Origin of the sequence: Parasphingorhabdus sp. (assembly GCF_039968395.1) — a bacterium.
Taxonomy (GTDB): domain Bacteria; phylum Pseudomonadota; class Alphaproteobacteria; order Sphingomonadales; family Sphingomonadaceae; genus Parasphingorhabdus.
In genome coordinates this window covers 1,112,862-1,131,606 of record NZ_JBDVPV010000005.1, presented here as the reverse complement: position 1 = coordinate 1,131,606, position 18,745 = coordinate 1,112,862, and the positions used below count along the sequence as shown (strand labels likewise).

Annotated in this window: 17 protein-coding genes and 1 tRNA gene; 12 read left to right on the top strand and 6 right to left on the bottom strand. The window is 53.7% G+C overall.

The window, feature by feature from the left end; genetic code table 11:
• Positions 1 to 142 precede the first annotated feature (142 nt).
• The 7 genes from mutS (at position 143) to ABJI30_RS16105 (ending at position 6,945) form a co-directional block, all read left to right on the top strand.
• A complete protein-coding gene (gene mutS, locus ABJI30_RS16135; RefSeq protein WP_348017845.1) occupies positions 143 to 2,731 on the top strand; it encodes a DNA mismatch repair protein MutS in 2,589 nt (862 codons plus the stop codon).
• Positions 2,728 to 3,300, top strand: a complete 573-nt coding sequence (locus ABJI30_RS16130) for a redoxin domain-containing protein (protein ID WP_348017710.1) — start codon at positions 2,728 to 2,730, stop codon at positions 3,298 to 3,300. Before mutS ends, ABJI30_RS16130 begins: the two co-directional genes overlap by 4 nt.
• A gap of 49 nt (positions 3,301 to 3,349) precedes the next feature.
• Entirely contained in the window at positions 3,350 to 4,270 is a 921-nt protein-coding gene (gene argB / locus ABJI30_RS16125) for an acetylglutamate kinase (RefSeq protein ID WP_348017709.1), read from the top strand.
• Between the two features lie 121 nt (positions 4,271 to 4,391).
• Entirely contained in the window at positions 4,392 to 4,688 is a 297-nt protein-coding gene (locus ABJI30_RS16120; RefSeq protein WP_348017708.1) for a YggT family protein, read from the top strand.
• 1 nt (position 4,689) lies between these two features.
• Positions 4,690 to 5,604, top strand: a complete 915-nt coding sequence (folD, locus tag ABJI30_RS16115; protein ID WP_348017707.1) for a bifunctional methylenetetrahydrofolate dehydrogenase/methenyltetrahydrofolate cyclohydrolase FolD — start codon at positions 4,690 to 4,692, stop codon at positions 5,602 to 5,604.
• Between the two features lie 4 nt (positions 5,605 to 5,608).
• On the top strand, positions 5,609 to 6,331 hold the full coding sequence (locus ABJI30_RS16110) for a hypothetical protein (RefSeq protein WP_348017706.1): 723 nt from the start codon (positions 5,609 to 5,611) through the stop codon (positions 6,329 to 6,331).
• Positions 6,328 to 6,945, top strand: coding sequence for a MarC family protein (locus tag ABJI30_RS16105; protein WP_348017705.1), 618 nt, complete (start codon positions 6,328 to 6,330; stop codon positions 6,943 to 6,945). The genes ABJI30_RS16110 and ABJI30_RS16105 overlap by 4 nt, the downstream gene beginning before the upstream one ends.
• Here ABJI30_RS16105 and ABJI30_RS16100 read toward each other — a convergent pair.
• Genes ABJI30_RS16100 through ABJI30_RS16090 form a run of 3 tightly spaced genes read right to left on the bottom strand, consistent with a single transcriptional unit; the run spans position 6,942 to position 8,654 of the window.
• A complete protein-coding gene (locus tag ABJI30_RS16100) occupies positions 6,942 to 7,124 on the bottom strand; it encodes a Trm112 family protein (RefSeq protein ID WP_348017704.1) in 183 nt (60 codons plus the stop codon). The two genes, ABJI30_RS16105 and ABJI30_RS16100, sit on opposite strands and share 4 nt — an antisense overlap.
• Positions 7,121 to 7,741 (bottom strand): LON peptidase substrate-binding domain-containing protein, encoded by a 621-nt coding sequence (locus ABJI30_RS16095; protein ID WP_348017703.1) that lies wholly within the window; start codon positions 7,739 to 7,741, stop codon positions 7,121 to 7,123. Before ABJI30_RS16095 ends, ABJI30_RS16100 begins: the two co-directional genes overlap by 4 nt.
• Before the next feature lies 1 nt (position 7,742).
• Complete coding sequence (locus ABJI30_RS16090; protein ID WP_348017702.1) at positions 7,743 to 8,654, bottom strand: tetratricopeptide repeat protein; 912 nt, start codon at positions 8,652 to 8,654, stop codon at positions 7,743 to 7,745.
• A 233-nt stretch (positions 8,655 to 8,887) separates the two neighbouring features.
• Between ABJI30_RS16090 and ABJI30_RS16085 the strand changes: the two genes are divergently transcribed.
• Positions 8,888 to 8,962, top strand: a tRNA-Gly gene (locus tag ABJI30_RS16085).
• A 31-nt stretch (positions 8,963 to 8,993) separates the two neighbouring features.
• Here the strand turns inward: ABJI30_RS16085 and ABJI30_RS16080 are convergent.
• Positions 8,994 to 9,992, bottom strand: a complete 999-nt coding sequence (locus ABJI30_RS16080) for a glutathione S-transferase family protein (RefSeq protein WP_348017701.1) — start codon at positions 9,990 to 9,992, stop codon at positions 8,994 to 8,996.
• Between the two features lie 135 nt (positions 9,993 to 10,127).
• On the opposite strand from ABJI30_RS16080, the gene ABJI30_RS16075 reads away from it, so the two are divergent.
• Entirely contained in the window at positions 10,128 to 11,915 is a 1,788-nt protein-coding gene (locus tag ABJI30_RS16075; protein ID WP_348017700.1) for a long-chain-acyl-CoA synthetase, read from the top strand.
• Positions 11,916 to 11,935: 20 nt separating this feature from the next.
• Here the strand turns inward: ABJI30_RS16075 and ABJI30_RS16070 are convergent, their stop codons facing one another.
• Together ABJI30_RS16070 and ABJI30_RS16065 are read right to left on the bottom strand one after the other, a co-directional pair.
• Positions 11,936 to 12,757 carry an alpha/beta hydrolase gene (locus tag ABJI30_RS16070; protein ID WP_348017699.1) on the bottom strand — a complete coding sequence of 274 codons (822 nt, stop codon included), beginning with the start codon at positions 12,755 to 12,757 and terminating at the stop codon, positions 11,936 to 11,938.
• A 22-nt stretch (positions 12,758 to 12,779) separates the two neighbouring features.
• The gene (locus ABJI30_RS16065; RefSeq protein WP_348017698.1) at positions 12,780 to 13,262 is read right to left on the bottom strand and encodes a hypothetical protein; all 483 of its coding nucleotides are present in this window, start codon (positions 13,260 to 13,262) and stop codon (positions 12,780 to 12,782) included.
• Positions 13,263 to 13,386: 124 nt separating this feature from the next.
• Here ABJI30_RS16065 and ABJI30_RS16060 point away from each other — a divergent pair, with 124 nt between their 5' ends.
• The 3 genes from ABJI30_RS16060 (at position 13,387) to ABJI30_RS16050 (ending at position 18,745) form a co-directional block, all read left to right on the top strand.
• Positions 13,387 to 14,376: a LysR family transcriptional regulator gene (locus ABJI30_RS16060; protein WP_348017697.1), complete on the top strand. Its 990-nt coding sequence runs from the start codon at positions 13,387 to 13,389 to the stop codon at positions 14,374 to 14,376.
• Between the two features lie 160 nt (positions 14,377 to 14,536).
• Complete coding sequence (locus ABJI30_RS16055; RefSeq protein ID WP_348017696.1) at positions 14,537 to 17,074, top strand: TonB-dependent receptor; 2,538 nt, start codon at positions 14,537 to 14,539, stop codon at positions 17,072 to 17,074.
• Between the two features lie 120 nt (positions 17,075 to 17,194).
• Positions 17,195 to 18,745 carry an FAD-binding oxidoreductase gene (locus ABJI30_RS16050; RefSeq protein ID WP_348017695.1) on the top strand — a complete coding sequence of 517 codons (1,551 nt, stop codon included), beginning with the start codon at positions 17,195 to 17,197 and terminating at the stop codon, positions 18,743 to 18,745.

Here is an 18,745-nt window from a genome sequence, read left to right as displayed (position 1 = left end):
AAGTCCGACGACCCTTTTCCCGGACCGGACTCTCCGCTATCGCACTGGCATGGCAACACGGACTCAGCAGAAACCCAAACCCGAAGCGGCGAAACCGGGGAAGACAGGGTCCAAAAAGGCCGCAAAGCCAAAATTGACTCCAATGATGGAGCAATATTTCGCGTTGAAGGAAAAAGCCGAGGATTGCCTGCTGTTTTACCGCATGGGCGATTTTTTCGAGCTATTCTATGACGATGCGAAGTTGGCGTCGGCCGCGCTTGATATCGCGCTGACCAGCCGCGGAAAAAAAGAAGGTGAGGCCATTCCGATGTGCGGGGTTCCGGCGCATGCAGCGGAATCCTACCTCGCCAAACTGATCCGGGCCGGTTTCAAGGTTGCAATTGCGGAGCAGACCGAAACCCCGGCCGAAGCAAAAGAGCGCGGCGGTTACAAGGCGCTGGTCGCCCGTGACATTATCAGGTTTGTTACAGCTGGCACGCTGACCGAAGATACGCTTCTCGACGCCCGATCGGACAACGTGCTGGTTGCGGTTTCCCAAGTGCAGGGGCAGGTCGGTCTGGCTGCAGCTGACATATCGACAGGCGATTTCGAACTGTTGCAAATATCGTCTGATGCATTGCTGGCGGAACTGTCCCGTCTCGCGCCATCCGAAATTATCTGCATGCCTGATCTTGCTGATAAACTCGAGCAATCCACGACATGGCCGAAGGAGGATTTTGACAGCCTGAAATCCGAAAAGCGTCTGATGCAGCTGTTTGATGTATCGACTCTGGACGGTTTTGGAGATTTTTCCCGCGCGGAGCTGGCTGCTGCTGGCGGACTTGTCAGCTATGTCGAGCATGCAGCGCAGGATGATACGCCGTTTCTGAAGCCGCCGGTCCAACGTCATCCCGGCGAATATCTGTTGATCGACGGTGCAACCCGGGCAAGCCTTGAAATTGAGCGAACTTTGGCCGGGGAACGCAAGGGCAGTCTTCTTGATGTTATCGACCGAACCGTAACTCCGGGCGGTGCGCGATTGCTGTCTCGTGATCTCGCCGCTCCGCTGTTTGATACATCCAAAATCAATCAGCGGCTCGGACTGGTACAGTGGTTTCATGACAACCCTGCAGTGCGGGATGCTGTGCGGCTGGCCTTGAAATCGCTTCCGGATGTCAGTCGTGCTCTCGGTCGTTTGTCTGCGGGGCGGGGTAGCCCCCGGGATCTTGGACAAATACGGGATGGTTTGAACGGCGCGCGTTTATTGCGTGAACAATTGTCTCAGGACATGACTTTGCCCGACATGATGAATGTCTTGCTTCCGGCGCTGGATGGTCACGGGGCACTGGTCGATCATCTGGCGCGCGCGCTCGTCGAAACTCCGCCCACGGAAATGACAAATGGCGGCTATATTGCTCAGGATTTCGATGCTGCTCTGGACGAGTTGCGGAGCGCCGGATCGGACGGGCGCCAGGCTATTGCTTTGCTCGAAGCGCGATATCGGGAAGTCACCAGTATCAACACGCTGAAGATCAAGCATAATGCAGTGCTGGGATATTTTGTTGAGGTTCCGGCGCGTCACGGTGACAGCCTGATGACCGAGAATTCGGGCTTTACGCACCGGCAAACACTGGCCGGGGTCGTTCGCTTCAATTCCACCGAACTTCACGAGGAAGCGCTAAGGGTCACGCAAGCCGGCGCGCATGCTCTGGCAGCGGAAGCCGCGCATTTCGAGGATCTTGTTGAGCGCGTGTTGGCGCGTCAGACGATGATTGGAGAGAGCGCTGATGCGTTGGCGCGTATCGATGTTGGATCCGCGCTCGCTGAACGCGCTTTTGAGGGGCAATGGTGTCGACCGGAATTTTGTAGCGGCAATGTGCTGGAGATAACCGGTGGCCGCCATCCGGTGGTCGAGGCAGCGCTCAGCGCGACCGGTGATCCCTTTGTCGCCAATGACTGCGCGCTTCGCAACGATGAACGGCTCTGGCTGGTCTCGGGCCCGAACATGGGTGGTAAATCGACATTTCTCCGGCAGAACGCGTTGATTGTAATTCTCGCGCAGGCTGGAGGATTCGTCCCGGCTGCATCCGCCAGACTTAGCCTGGTAGATCGCTTGTTCAGCCGGGTCGGGGCATCAGACAATCTGGCACAGGGACGCTCCACGTTCATGGTCGAAATGGTGGAAACAGCCACGATATTGTCTCAAGCCACGGAAAGCAGTTTTGTCATCCTCGACGAAGTAGGTCGCGGCACGTCAACTTATGACGGACTTGCCCTGGCCTGGGCGGTTGTCGAAGCCGTCCATGAAACCAATCGCTGCCGCTGTTTGTTCGCGACCCATTATCATGAATTGACACGCCTTGCCGACCGGCTGGATGCCCTGTCGCTCCACCATGTTCGGGCCCGTGAGTGGAAGGGAGATCTCGTGCTGCTGCACGAACTTGCCAAGGGGCCTGCGGATCGCAGCTATGGATTGGCGGTTGCGAAGCTGGCCGGTATTCCAAAGCCGGTATTGAAACGGGCAAAATCGGTGCTCGAAAAACTGGAAGCAGGAAAAGCAGAAACCGGAGGGCTGGCCGCTGGATTGGGTGATCTGCCCCTGTTTGCAGCCAGTCTGGCTGAACCGGAAAACGAAGAGGATGTGCTCCGTGAAACGTTGAGCGACCTTGACATTGATGCACTCAGTCCGCGCGATGCACTGGAACAGCTATATGCGCTCAAAACATTGCTGGAAGGCGAAGACAAGTCATGAACCGCTGGATCCTCATCATCATGTCAGTTGTTTTGCTTGCGGGCGCGCTCTATGTCTTTCAGTCGCGCAGCGACAATGCAGAGCCGCTTGAACCGGGAGCACAGGCACCGGATATCGAAACAACCGGAGCATTGGCCGGAAAACAATTCGATTTGAAACTGTCCGAGCAGCTCAAAAGCGGACCGGTGGTTCTGTATTTCTTCCCGCAGGCGTTTACTGAAGGGTGTACAATTGAAGCCAATATGTTTGCCGAGGCGAGCGCGGATTTTGAAGCTGCTGGCGCGACCGTAATTGGCATGTCCGGTGACAGCATGGAAACGCTGGCGAAATTTTCAGTTTCAGAGTGCCGCGACAAATTTGCGGTGGCGCGGGCGGATGAATCGGTCATGGATGGCTATCAGGTCCGGATGGCGCCCACACTCGCCTTGGCAAATCGTACGAGCTACGTGATCGATCAGGATCAGAAAATTGCATTTGTCCACAGCGCGCAGGACCCCAGAGGTCATGTGACCAAGACACTTAAAAAGGTCCGGGAATTGTCGAAAGAGAATGCACTTGATCAACCGTGATCTGCACAATTATGTTGCATTTCCCGCACAGCTGGACTGAAAGACGGCCATGACCGAACATTCTGATACTCACGCGCCCGATCCGGCGATGCTCGCCAAAGCAGAGACACTGACTGAGGCTCTGCCATATCTGCAACGCTATGCGGGCAAGACATTTGTGGTCAAATATGGCGGCCACGCGATGGGTGATCCTGCGCTGGCGAAAAATTTTGCGGAAGATGTCGTCTTGCTCAAAGCAGTCGGGATAAATCCCGTAGTTGTCCATGGCGGTGGTCCGCAAATTGGTGCGATGCTCGAGCGCGTCGGAGTGGAATCGAAATTTGTCGACGGCTTGCGTGTGACGACCAAGGAAACCGCCGAGATTGCAGAGATGGTCCTGTCGGGCGCGATCAACAAAGAACTGGTCAGCTGGATAGAGCAGGCCGGCGGCAGCGCAATCGGCATATCCGGCAAGGATGGCGGCTTCGTTCAGGCATCCAAGCTACGCCGGACAGCACGCGATCCGGACAGCAATATCGAGCGGATCATTGATCTCGGCTTCGTCGGTGAACCGAAAAAGGTCGACCGCAGCGTGATCGACACGATTTCGACAGCCGGCATGATTCCGGTGATCGCGCCCATTGGTGTGGGTGCGGATGGACATACGTATAATATCAATGCTGACACGATGGCGGGCGCCGTCGCTGCCGCATTGAAGGCATCGCGGCTGTTTCTGCTGACCGATGTCGCCGGGGTGCTGGACAAGCAAGGCACGCTTTTGACGGACCTCGACCCCGAAGCGATCAGCGCGCTGTCAGAGGATGGTACAATCTCCGGCGGTATGATCCCCAAACTGGAAACCTGTGTCAAAGCCGTTGAACATGGTGTGGACGCGGCGGTCGTTCTCGACGGCCGGATCCCGCATGCGATGCTGTTGGAAATTTTTACCAGCAAAGGGGCAGGGACCTTGATCAAGGACGGGCCAGCCTGAACTTGCAGAAACTGACCAACTGTATTATATTGATGGTACACTAATTAGCTGTCATAGTTTTCTTGGCAGCGGCGGTCTGGAAGGTTATGGGCCGTTTCAACGATAAAAAAGGTTGTGTTTCATGGTTTTTGCGATTTTTCAGATTATTGGCATATTGCTGAATGTAGCACTGACGATCATCATTGTGCAGGCCATCATGAGCTGGCTTTTGGCGTTTAATGTCATCAACTTGCAGAATGATATTGCCCGCGCCATCTGGACGACTCTCGATGCGCTAACCGCTCCGATTTACAATCCCATACGCAAGATCATGCCGGATTTCGGATCGATTGATTTGACCCCGATGGTTGTCATTATCGGAATCATCATATTGCAGGATGCAATTCTTCCTCCCATCGCCATGGCTTTGCTGACCTGAGATGAGCGGCGGGGAAGGGGAAAGCGGCGCACGGCTTATTGATGGCAAAGGCTTCGCCGCAGAATTGCGGGAACGCATCAGGCTGGCCGTTCCCCAATTTCAACAACAGACCGGGCGCGCACCAGGTCTCGCTGTGGTGCTGGTAGGTGACGATCCCGCCAGTCAGGTTTATGTCGCTTCGAAGCACAAAGCGACCATCGCTGCGGGCATGGAAAGCTTCGAGCATCGTCTGCCGGCGGATACGGATCAGGCCGATCTGATCTCGCTGGTTGAAGAGCTGAATGCAGATGAAACTGTCGACGGTATCCTCGTGCAGCTTCCGCTACCGGATCATCTGGATGAAAAAGCAGTCGTGATGGCGATAGACCCGGACAAGGACGTGGATGGTCTGCACGTGATCAACGCCGGGCGGCTGGCCAACGGGGAAGAGGCGTTGACGCCTTGTACACCTCTGGGCAGTCTGATGCTTCTCAAAGATCAGTTGGGTGACCTGTCTGGCCTCAACGCAATTGTGGTTGGTCGCTCCATATTGGTAGGCAAACCAATGGCGCAATTGTTGCTGGCCGAAAATTGCACAGTCACTATGGCTCACAGCAGAACCCGGGATTTGCCAGAGGTCGTGCGCCGGGCAGATATTGTGGTTGCTGCCGTCGGGCGGGCCGAGATTGTTAAAGGTGATTGGCTGAAAAAAGGCGCAGTTGTCATTGATGTCGGGATCAACCGCCTTGCACCGGAACCGGGAAAAGAAAGAGGCCGACTGGTCGGAGACGTCGCAACTTCGGAAGCCGTGGGTCACGTCCGGGCTATTACTCCGGTCCCTGGAGGTGTAGGCCCGATGACGATCGCGGTTTTGCTGCGCAACACTCTGGTCGCGGCATCGCTGCGTGCCGGACTGTCCACACCGGAAGGGTTATAGGGCCATGAAAAAAATTGCTGCTGCTTTTGGAATCTCCCTGCTGCTCGCCAGCTGTGCGAGCGGTGGTGGTCGTCCTTCGGATCGCGAACGGTTCTTGCGGGCCGGAGGCAAGCCGGTTGCCAATCCCAGCGATATCGTCAAGGCGGAACTCAGTTTTGCACGTCTCGCACGGGAAGAAGGGCAATGGACCGCCTTTCGTGAAACAGCCGCTGCAGAAGCGGTCATGTTCGTGCCTGATCTGACCAGCGCGCAAGTCTGGCTGAAGGACAAGGCGGACCCGAAACAGGCTGTCGACTGGCAACCACACAAGATTCATATGTCCTGCGATGGCAGCATGGGCGTATCGACGGGCGCCTGGCAGGCGGCGAACGGAAATACCGGCTATTTCGTGACTATCTGGGAAAAGCAGGACGCCCGGGAACGCCGGCTAAAAGGCAAAGACGTTGAGTGGAAATGGGTATTTGATCATGGTGAAGCCCTTGATCAACCTTTGCCCGAACCTGATTTTGTAGAAACGGAAGTAGCGTCCTGTTCCGGAGACCCAGCACCAGCGATCAGGTCGGTGGCGGAAAACGTAAAGCTGGTTGGTGATCAATCCACCGACAACAGCTTCCACTGGGCTGCCGTACAAAAAGCGGACGGTAACCGGGTTGTGAGCGTTTCCCTCTGGGATGGCGAAGGCCTGCGTCAGGTGGTCAGCAAAGAATTTGGCATCGCGCAGAAATGACTGAACTGTTTGTCTCTGCACTGATCACTTTTTTTGTGGCGATCGATCCTCCTGGCTGTGCGGCAATTTATGCGAGCATGACGACGGAAGCCACAGCGGCCCAACGTCGGGCCATGGCTTTCCGGGCGATTTTTGTTTCCGCGATCATTCTGCTTGTATTCGGTTTCTTTGGCGAGGCGCTGTTGTCTGCCATTGGCGTCAGTCTCGACAGTTTCCGCATCGCTGGCGGTATTATGTTGTTCGTGATCGCGCTCGAAATGGTCTTTGAAAAACGCACGGAACGGCGAGAGGACAGGGCACAGGAAATAATAGATACACCTGAAATCGAAGATGTTTCGATCTTCCCCATGGCAATGCCGATGATCGCCGGGCCCGGGTCTATTGCTGCGCTCATGCTTTTCATCGGTCGTGCGGAAACGGCAATGGAACAATGGGTGGTTCTGGCTGCAGTCGGGGTTATCCTGATCGTTATGCTTTTTTCCATGCTGCTTGCCGGACCGCTGATGAAGATCATGGGGCAAAAAGTGGAAACCGTCATCACCCGGGTGCTTGGCGTGATTCTGGCGGCGCTGGCCATTCAGTTTGTGGTCGATGGATTAAAGGCGAGCTTTTAAAGCTTCCGGGCTTCTTCAATCAGCATGACCGGTACACCATTTCTGATCGGATAGGCAACGCCGGCGGCTTCCGAAATCAGCTCTTGCGCATCTTCATCATGGATCATTTTGGTGCGTGTCACAGGACAGACCAGTATTTCCAATAGTTTGGGATCAACGGCGGCGGAGTTTTTGCTCACTGCAGTGTCACACGACCTTCATCGCCATCCTGCCGACCAAAAAACTGGAGCAGCTGGATGATCAGTTCGGACCGGTTGGATAGCCCGTCAATTTCCAGCAAGGCTTGCTTGGAAGCCGCATCAAATGGTGCAATTTGTGCAATCCCGTTGACGAACGACGTATCGTCCAGCCGCCCGATGGAATCCCAGTCAACCTGATATCCCTGCAGTTCTGCGAATTTGCGGGATTCGATTTCCAGCGCAGCCCGTTCGGCACTGGCGAGAACCTCGTCATCTTCCTTGTTATCTTCGACTTCGGCGCGCACCTGGCGAAAAGCAGTGGTGGCGTCAATCTCCTCGATGACCCGAAATCGAGAGACACCTTCAAGGACCACGTTGAAGCGGCCATCATCCATCGCTTCGATATCGATGATTTTGCCCAGGCAGCCCACCGTGAACAATTCTGGTACATCACCGGATGTTTTGGGCTGGATCATGCCAATCTGGCGGTCGCGCGCCATTGCATCATTGATCAGCGCCCGGTAGCGCTCTTCAAAAATGTGCAGGGGCAGGTGCATGCCGGGAAACAGCAATGCGCCGGCCAAAGGAAAAATCGAGATTCGAACGCCCTGTGTCATGCTATCCGAACAATACCGCCGATAATTTGCGCCGGGTCGCAGAAACCCAGTCGTCTTCCAGACCAATCATCTCAAACATCGAAAGCAGCTTTTCACGCGCTGCGCCATCATTCCAGTCCTTGTCTGCAGCGATGATGCTCAACAGATGATCGGCAGCACCGTCATGATCGCCCGATGCGATCAAGGCGCTCGCCAGATCCAGTCTAGCCTGATGGTCTTTTGGATTGGCATCAATAGCGGCCCGCAGTCCTTCGAGCGCGCTGTCATCCGGCTTGTCTTTCGCCAGTTGCAGGGTTGACCGTGCACGTTCGATTGCGGGATTGCCTGAAATCTCATCCGGCAAATCGGACAGGGCTTTTTCTGCTTGTTCCAAATGCCCGGCCATGACCAGAGATCGGATAAGTCCGCCAACCGCATCGACATTGTCTGGTGCCATATCCGCTATTTGTGCGAATATTCCGGCTGCACGTTCGCCGTCTCCTTCAACCAGGACTTCTTCGCCCATTGCCAGCAACGGGGCAATATCCTGCTGAGGCTGTTCGCCACCTTCGCCGACGGGCAGTTTTTCGAGCAATTGATCCAGAGCACCCGACAACTGGCTCTCGGTTCTTGCGCTGGTAAGATCGGCGACGGGTTTTCCCTGAAATATTGCGTAGACTGTGGGGATGGACTGAACCTGAAACTGGGATGCGATGAACTTGTTCTCATCCACATTCACTTTGGCCAGTATAACGCCCTTGTCGGCATATTGCGCCGCCACTTTTTCCAGAACCGGTGTCAGCGTCTTGCACGGACCGCACCATTCTGCCCAGAAATCGAGGATAACCAGCTTGTCCATGCTGGGAGCCACGACGGATTGCTGAAATTCTGCAACCGCCTGCTGCTCGTCTACGGTAAGTCCTGCTGTAGCCAATTCATGCTCCTGTAAACATCTTTCAGGGGTTATGGTCCATGACGGAATCACGCCCTGATTGCCCTTGTCTCAAGGCTTTATGTGGGGATGGGGGCAGCAAAGCCAAGCATATTTTTACTTTTAGTTGCTAGCGATATGAAAATGGGGCTTGTCGGGGTGTATAACCCATGCTAACCGCGCGCCTCAACTGCTGATGACGACGACGTAATTACCCGAGGTCACAGCAGCGCCGAGCGGGCGTAGCTCAGGGGTAGAGCACAACCTTGCCAAGGTTGGGGTCGAGAGTTCGAATCTCTTCGCCCGCTCCATTTTTCTTGCGAAACCGGACCAGTTCAAAGGTCACACGGAAGTGAGAAAGTCCAGACAATCACACTCTGAAAGCAGCGGGTCAAGATCAGCGCGCGTCTTGTCATCCAATGCGGCGTATCGCTGGCGCAGGTCTGCAAGACATTTGACCTGATATTTGAATGTGCCTTGCGAGTAAGGCATACCGTTTATTTCAAGGGAAAAGGTCTCTTCACCTTTTTCCAGAGCAGCGGCATTTGCGAGGAGGAAGGGGCCGTAGATCAATCCCACCTGCTTCAGCAACAAGTTCACAACCGGGGCAAGCGGAGTAGACGGGTCATCCCATTCTCCTTCGATACCTGACATGTCGTCGATATGAAGTAGCCAGCGGAAGCTATAAGGAAAATCTGCCCGCATCATGGCCTGCGGAGTGGGATCGACGCCCAGTTGGGACAATTGCCCGTAAATCCCGAATTCGGCCAGCGACGGCCGGGTTCCGAACAGACAAAACCTGTCACCGACATGATCTTCGAGTGCCTGCAGGACAGCTCGGGTTGACGCTTCGATCAGCGGAAAATTCTCGGCTGTGCAGCCAACTATTGCCATCCGCCCGACCTGCCGACTGCGAAACTGTTCAGCAAAGGCTTCGCTGGTTTCACGCCCCCCGCCTTTGGCAGCATCAAATGCCAGCCACCGGCTCATCTGGAGCTGATCGACGTTCTCCAGCCAGCGATAGCCAAACATCGCCTTGGTCAGCCATTCATCGGCAAAATCTTCGAGTAAATGAGACAGAAATGCGCGCGCAGGATCGGGAGGAATGACGCTCCGACCGACGTGACGGGATTCCAGATCATAGACAATCGGTGTCGAATCATTGTGAAAACTGCCGTCGGGATACTCGATGACCGGGATAACTGGTGCTTTCACCTTTGCGAGAGCCGCGCTCTGAGCAACCATCCCATGGTTCCAGATATGCACGATCCGGCGATAGCGCATCAAGGCGCGCATCTTCATGGAATAGGGAGAACCCAGTGCGCCGTGGATTGTGTACATAAAGGATCCCTCTTTTTGTTATCCCGCCGTTCAATCACCTTCTCTGCCGAACCACAAGTGACAAACTCGGGAATTGCGACATATCCGAATCAGGGTTAGAACCGGAATCACGATTGTTCAAAAGGGGATGTCTGCGTGGGTCTACTCAGTGTAATCAAACGGGAAATTGGATTTACGCGGTCGCTGAAACGTCTGATGGGCAATATGGATGGCATTGACCTGACGTCGTCCACCTTGCTGACTGATGATATCGAGGCCAGCGTCGATGCGCATCGCGACAGGGTTGTATTCTGGTTCGAAGGTCAATCCCAAACCTATGCAGAATTTGACGCGCGCGCGAACCGGATCGCCCATTGGGCGCTAGCACAAGGTTTCAAAGCAGGTGATGCGGTCGCAATCTACATGGAAAATTGCCCGGATTTCGTGGCAACATGGTTTGGCTTGTCCAAAGTTGGCGTGATCTCTGCGTTGATCAACAACAATCTCGAAGGCAACGGGCTTGCCCACTGCGTAAACATAGGTGCTGTCAAAGCCGTTATTGCGAGTTCGAAAATTGCCGATCGCGTCCGTAACATTGCCGATCAACTCGATGGCGATCCGGTACTCTGGGATTGGGACGGTGCTGCAGGTCAAAATCTGAACGCGGCACTCGGGGCACTGTCCGACAATCGTCCCGGCAAAGAACAACGGTCGGAACTGATCGGACGCGATTTGATTTTCTATGTCTATACTTCGGGAACAACGGGATTGCCAAAGGCTGCGCGCATTTCTCATGTCCGTGCGCGCAGAAGTTTCCGGATCGCTATTTCCACCTGTGACCTTACACCCGAAGATCGCGTATATAACGTCTTGCCGCTTTATCATGTCACCGGCGGTTTTCTGGGACTGGGCGGCGCATTGCTCAGCGGAGCAGCAACGATATTGCGTACCAAGTTTTCGGCATCACACTACTGGGATGATGCTGCAGATCATCAAGCAACAGTGATTGTCTATATTGGCGAGCTTTGTCGCTATTTGCTCAATCAGCCGGATCACCCGAAGCAACAGGCGCACAATATTCGTATTGGAATTGGCAATGGTTTGCGCCCTGATATCTGGCAGAAATTTGTCGACCGGTTTCAGGTTGGACACATGCTGGAAATTTATGGATCAACCGAAGGCAATGTTTTTCTGATGAATTTTGACGGGAAAATCGGTGCTGTCGGCCGCATTCCGAAATATCTTGAAGGCAAATTTGGTGATGTCCGGATTGTGAAATTTGATGTTGTCTCGGAAGAGCCGGTTCGGGGCGATGATGGATATTGTATTCCGGCAGCGCTGGACGAGCCCGGCGAATTGCTGGGCAAGATAGATGATACGGGGCCGTCGGATTTCTCCGGTTATCATGACAAGGCCGCAACCGAGAAGAAAATCTTGCGCGATGTCTTCGAAAAAGGCGATGCCTGGTTCCGCAGCGGTGATTTGATGAGCAAGGACAAGGCCGGCTACATCTATTTTAACGACCGCATTGGCGACACGTTCCGCTGGAAGGGTGAAAATGTGGCCACCAATGAAGTGGCGGAAGCTCTCTCGCAATTTCCCGGAGTAAAAACGGCCAACGTCTACGGGGTCCCTATTCCGGGCACCGACGGCAAGGCCGGCATGGCGTCGCTAACAATTGGGGAAGGCTTTGAAATTGCGGGTTTGCACGCCTATCTGTCTCAAAATCTGCCACCTTATGCCATTCCGGTATTTCTCCGTCAGCAGCCTGAGGCCGAAACTACCGGGACTTTCAAATATCGGAAAGTCGATCTGGTGAAAGATGGTTTCGATGTCGGTCAGATCGAGGATCAAATCTGGTTTTTCTCCTCAACAGTCAAGGCTTATCAGCCTCTCGAGTCCGATCAGCATGAAGCTATTCTTGCCGGAAAAATACAATTCTAGACCGCTCGATTTTCGGCTGATTACAGTGACAATAGAATTTCGGACAATTCGCCAGGCCGCGTCACCATGGCATCATGTCCGGTTGCCAGAGTGAGGCTGTTCCAGCTTGGATCCGATCCCGTCCGGGCAGAATGAAATGCGAAGCTGGTACCAGGCAAGACAGGATCATTGCAGTGAATATAGGTACGAGCAAGTCCATCTGAACCGCCGTTTTTCAGCTTAATCGGATCAAACCAGGTTTTTAGCGGATGCGGCGTCATATGCCGTGCCACCCAATCATGGCCAGGATGGTCTTTGGGGATGCCGAGAAACTCCGGAGGGAAAGTGTTCATCCCAATACCGTCGGGGGCAAGTGTTCGAAGCTGGTTTTCGGCGGCCTTCAACGCTTCCGGTGCGCGCACGGGACCTTGAGAGATCATCGTTTCACCGTCATGGGGCAGGGCGGCGTCCAGATATACGACATGTTGCAGTTTCTCGCGCAAGGCATCGGCAACGCCGGTAATCACCATGCCGCCATAGCTGTGGCCAATCAGAATAACATCTTCCAGATCATTAAAACGGATCACGGACAGAATGTCGTCAATATGGGTTTGCAAACCAACTTCCGGGGTCAGCAGATGCGATCGCTCACCCAGTCCGGTCAGAGTTGGCGTGAACACATTATGTCCCTTTGCACGCAGCCCTGACGTCACATCGCGCCAGCACCAGCCACCGTGCCATGCGCCATGGACCAGCACGAAATTCTGTATTGCAGCCCGTTCGGTAGTTCTCGGAGATTTCGCGCTTGTTTTGGAAGTCATTCCAAGCAATGCAGCGGCGGACAGGCTGGAGGTGCCAGTCATCAATTGCCGTCTTGAAATCATGTCAGTCATCATCCTTCATGATCGGAGCGACACGATGTTCATCGCATAGCGTCCGTTTGAACAATTTGCCATGTTTGAACCAATGCCAGGTTCTGGAGCGATGGTTGCCATCATCTCCCAGGCAGATTATTTCATAGAAATTGGCATCGGGATCATCTTTTCGGTCGAGATTGAGGAGCACAAGTCCAAAATCCGTTTCCCATCCACATCCGTTAAAATTCTCATTATCCCACCATAATTTGCCTTCACGCAATACGCCGTTCAGCGTGGAGCGATACTCGCGTCCGTCATCCCAGGTGAATATGTTTTTCTGGATATAGGCGAACGGTCCTTCAGCAGGGAATATGCATTCTACCAGCGCCTGATGGCGATCGACTTCCCGGTTTTCGGTGTCGATGTGGCGGTACACACCTTCCCATTTTCCTTCGTGTTTCAGCATGCCTGGCATGATTCCCGCCAGCAACTGCGTTTTTTTATCCGACAACTGTCTTGCCTTCATCCGACTATTTTCTTTGTTAGCGGTAGATCAATTGGTAATGATCGAATAACAACCAATAATTACTTTTACACATCCACTGATTGTATGTGTGTTACTCGGGAGATCAGCATTGAAAGATCCGGACTTGCGTCAGCGCTTCATCAAGCCAACCATGGACCCCCAAAAACTGCAGCATTTTCTCTCGGTTTATGACACTGGCAGTTTTTCGCGCGCAGCGACCAGTAATAATGTCAGCCAGCAAGCTGTATCCAAAAGCGTGGCGAAACTCGAAGAGGGACTGGCGGTCAGGCTCTTTGAGCGGGGGGCATATGGGGCCGAACCTACCAGCTTTGGTCATGCACTGGCTCGCCGCGCAAAGGTTATCACGGCAGAGACTCGACTAGCTGCTGCAGAGATCAGCGCTTTGCGGGGGGCGGACCGCGGCTATGTGAGGATTGGTTTGGGCTGGTCTTTTCTGACCCGTATCGCACCATTGCTGATCAACCGATTTAGCGAGCGCCAGCCGGGAATCACGCTGAGCATTACCTCTGGGGATTCCAAGACCCTGCATCAAAAGCTGCTTCAGGGTGACGTTGAGTTTGTCGCCAGCGCACCACCTGAAGATATGGTTATAGATGACGCACTGGAAACCCAGGAACTGTTTGAAGACCGGGACGTGATCATGATGCGCGGCGATCACCCGCTGGCCAGCAAAGCGGACCTGACGCTTGAAGATCTTGCATCGCAAACCTGGTTGGCTTCGATGCAGCTCAAGGAACAATGGCAGCGGATCTGCAATATTTTCCTCGCAGCAGGATTGGCTCCACCAGATAAATATGTCGATATTGATTCTGTCATTCTGGCGAAATCAACCTTGCTTCAGAGCGATTGCATCATGCTAATGGCCAAGGAACTGGTCGCAACGTTTCCCGAACGGGATCAATATTTCGCGATTGAACATTCCCCTTTCTCCAATAGCCGCAACGCCTATCTGACTTATCGTCGCAACTCGGTTTTACAGCCGGCGGCTCAGAGCTTGAAGAACGAGCTATTGGCCGCCTGTCGGTCGGTTATTGGAATGCAGAAATGGCGAGGAGCAACTGTGGCTGAAAAGCCATAACGGTACTGAAATCACATATTGGTTGTATCATTTGTCATATTGGTTGTTGGCTATCGGCTGATGAAGAAGATTAGCGAAAGTCAGAGTGGATATTTGTCTGGACAAATGGCTATTCAGGTTATTCGTAACCATGGGAAGCGGCAGCGACAGGGAGAAAATAATGATTTCGCGAAAAACAGGTTTGAAAACTGGTGCCATATTCGGCTTGGCTTTGTCGGGGCTCATCAGCACACCGGTCCTGGCTCAAGAAGAGCAGGATCAAGAGACTGCACAGTCTGGGGGATTGAACATCATCGTTGTGACCGCTCAGCGTCGCGAAGAGAGTGTGCAGGATATCCCGATCGCAATTTCCGCCTTCTCTGCCGAAGAACTCGAAACTCGCGGCGTTTCCAACGCACTCGAGGTTACGCAGTTTGTTCCAAACCTCGTTGGCTTAAACAATACAGGCCTTGGCACAGCGAATTCCTATTTCTTGCGCGGCGTAGGCAATACCGAGTCAATCGCGACCTTTGATCCGCCGATCGGAACCTATGTCGATGATATCTATATGTCTCGACAGAACGCAAACAATCTTTCGTTCTTTGATATCGAACGCCTCGAAGTGCTCCGCGGTCCGCAGGGCACGTTGTTCGGCCGGAACACGACGGGAGGTGCGATCAATGTCATCCTGAAAGAGCCGGGTGACGAGTTCGCCGGTTATGTCGAAGCGGGCTATGGCAGCTATGAACGCTACATGACGCGTGCTTCTGTGGATATCCCGTTGGCGGATAGCTTCGCAATCAAGGTATCTGGCTATTTTCAAGATGATCAGGGCTATGCCCAGAATACGACGACGGGTGAGCGGATTAACGAAAATGACGGCTGGGGTCTCCGTCTTGGGGTTCGCGGTGAACTTTCCGACAATGTGCGTTGGACCGGTTCGTACATGCATACGGATGCCAGTTCCGGCAACACGCTGAACTTTGATTGTGATCCGGCCAATCCAGCAAATTGTAGTGGACGGTTTGTCACGACCGGCTTGTCCAAAGATGGCAATTTCAACGGCATATTGACTGGTCCAAAAAGCAATTTCGGACTGGGCAATGATGTGACGATGGATTTCGTCTCATCAAATCTGGAAATCGGACTGGGAGACTTCACGGTCAACCTGATTACCGGGTTTATTGACCTTAGCCAGAATTTCGGATTGGATTTTGCGGATGGCCGAGGGTTGCCAAGCACGTCCTCCCCAATTCCTCCTGTGATTGGATTTACCAATGGTGGCTTCACGATCGCCAACCAGGGTGAACATGATCAGTTCACGCAAGAGATCAAGATCAATGGATCAATTGCCGACGGGCTTATCGATTTTGTCGGCGGTGTTTACTATTTTGACGAGAATAACCGAACCGATTTCGGAGACATTTTCTCGCTTGCATTCCCGCCTTTGCCGGCTGGTTTTCCTTTGGTGCTGGCAGATCGGGAAATTCGCAACGAAACGACCGCATGGGCAGGGTATCTGCAGGCTGACGTAAATGTCACGGATCAGCTGAAAGTAACAGCGGGCATTCGATATACGGACGAAGAGAAAACATTTGCTGTTCGGGACAATCGACCTGTTGTGGGGACGAATGCCATGGGACAGAATACATGTTTCGGGCCGTTCCAGTTTGGACCAAGTACTTGTATCGACAGTGCCAATCTTGTTGCGAATAATGGGAGCACAATTCCGCAGACCCAGAATGTGAAAATCTGGACACCAAGATTTGCGATCAACTATAGCGTCACAGACGATATTCTGGTTTTTGCTTCCGCAACACGTGGGTTTAAATCGGGCGGCTGGAATGCGCGCGGCACTTCGCCGAGCGAATTGCTGCCATTCGGGCCGGAAACCGCCTGGAGTTATGAAGCGGGCTTTAAATCGGAATTTCTCGACCGGCGGGTGCGCTTGAACGTAACTGCTTTCCAGCTGGATGTAGGCGGACTGCAAACACCATCGGCATTCATACGGCCCGATGGCTCCCTGGCCTTCATTACTCGAAACTTCGCCGATTATCGAAACCGCGGCCTGGAATTCGAATTGAACACCGCGCCCGTTGATGGTCTGAATATATTTGCCTCAGTCGGATATCAGGATGACAACTACCGTATTAACCGCAATGCACCGGCACTCGATCCGTTTGGCGTGCAATCTGTTAATGCGCAGCAGGCTGCCTGTCAGGCGCAACTGGCAGCGGGATTGATCCCAAATGTCGCAGGAGGGGATACAGCCGCTTCTTGTGGTGTCGGTATTGTTGCACCCGATGGGTCGATTGCAGAACCCGTCCGCACGCCTGACTGGACGGTTGCGATCGGCGGCAGCTATACGGCGGAAATGGGTGGGGGACTTTCTTTGGTTCCCTCCGTCAACGCCAACTGGCGCAGCAGCAGTGAAACAGGTACAAGCCAGGTGACACTGTTCGACCAGCCCGTGACAGGTTTGAGCGGAGCGGTTTTCCCATCCAACACGCAGGGCAATGGTAATGTTATCACTGGTTCCTTTTCAGAAGATCGCTGGATCGTAAATGCGGGCATTGCTTTGAAAAGTGAAGCCGGTTGGTCGCTGACTGCCGAATGCAAAAACTGCTTTGACCAAGAGGCTGTTGAATCAACGCTGGCGAATTTCAGCTATCTGAACCCTCCACGGTCATTCCTGATCAAGGGACGGTTTGAATTCTGATAAGCGCAGTCAAAGCGAACAAATATAGAGACAGGGAAGGCGGTTCAGAGCGAATGCGCCTTCCTTTCTGACACGAAGACCCGGATCTGACATATTCCGATCCAGATGGGAGAATAGATTATGGCAACCAGGCCAAACATGACCGCGATCGATTATATCGCGGAGAGCGGAGCGGAAGTACTCACCGATCCGGAATCGCTCGATTTCTTTGGTCATGATGTCTATTCGCGCGGGGCAGATCTGCTTTGCGTGGTCCGACCGAAAGATAAAATGGAGCTTGCCGCCGCGATCGCTGCTGCGACATCTCATGATAAAGTCGTTATCCCGCGTGGTGGCGGTATGAGTTATACCGGTGGATATGTGACCGACGAGCCAGGTGCCGTCCTGTTTGATCTCGGCGCCATGGACCGCGTTCTGGATATTAATGAGACCGACATGACTGTTACGGTGGAAGCTGGCTGTACCTGGGCAAAGCTCTACGAAGCACTCGCTCCGCTGAAATTGCGCACGCCGTTCTGGGGGACATTGTCCGGACTGAAAGCATCCATTGGCGGAGGCATGAGTCAAAACTGCCTGTTCTGGGGGTCCGGTCGTTATGGAACAGCAGCGCAAAGCTGTATTGCCATGGAAATTGCCCTGGCTGATGGAACCTTGCTTAAAACAGGCAAGGAATTCACTCGCCCTTACGGTCCTGATCTGACCGGTCTGTTCCTCGGAGATACCGGGGCTTTGGGGATGAAGGCGACGATTACCCTGCGTTTGATTCCGGAAGCGGAAGCACATGGTTATGCCAGTTTTTCGTTCGAGACACATGAAGACACGTTGGCGGCCATGGGAGCAATTGAGCGATCCGGTGTGACGACAGAATGCTTCGGCTTTGATCCGAAACTGAATGCGATCCGCATGCAACGCGAAAGCCTGGGCAGCGATGCCAAAGCACTGGGCAAAATGATGAAAAAACAGGGCTCTGTCTGGGGCGCTATCAAAGAGGGCGCAAAGGTCGTCGCAGCGGGCCGTGATTTTCTGGATGAAGCGAAATTTTCGCTCCACGTCCTGACCGAAGGACGTATTCAGGCGGCGGCTGACGAAGACCTCAAACGCGCTCGCGCGATCGCGATGGCCCATGGCGCGACGGAAACCGACAACACCATTCCTAAGATCATTCGGGCCAATCCGTTTGGTCCGTTGAACGGCATGCTCGGTCCAGATGGCGAGCGCTGGGCGCCTGTCCACGGATTGCTCCCGCATTCGAAAGCCGTTGATTGTTACGATGCCATAGTTGCATTGTTCGATACACATCGTGAGGAAATGGATCGTCTCGGGATATTTACCGGAACCCTTGTTTCGGCGGTGAGCGGATCGGGAGCCATTATCGAGCCTTGTCTTTATTGGCCGGATGCATCCAATCCAGTCCATGCAGCTTCAATGGAACCGTCTCATTTCGCAAAACTGCCGACACTTGATGCCAATCCGGAAGCTCGTACTTTCGCTAATCAGATGAAAACGGCGCTGGTCGAGCTGTTCCTCGAACATGGGGCCGCGCACATGCAAATTGGGCGCACCTATAAATATCGTGAAAGTCTCGATCCGGCGGCAGACGAGTTGTTGCAGACACTCAAAAAGACACTGGATCCGAAGAATTTGATGAATCCGGGATCGCTAGGTCTCTAA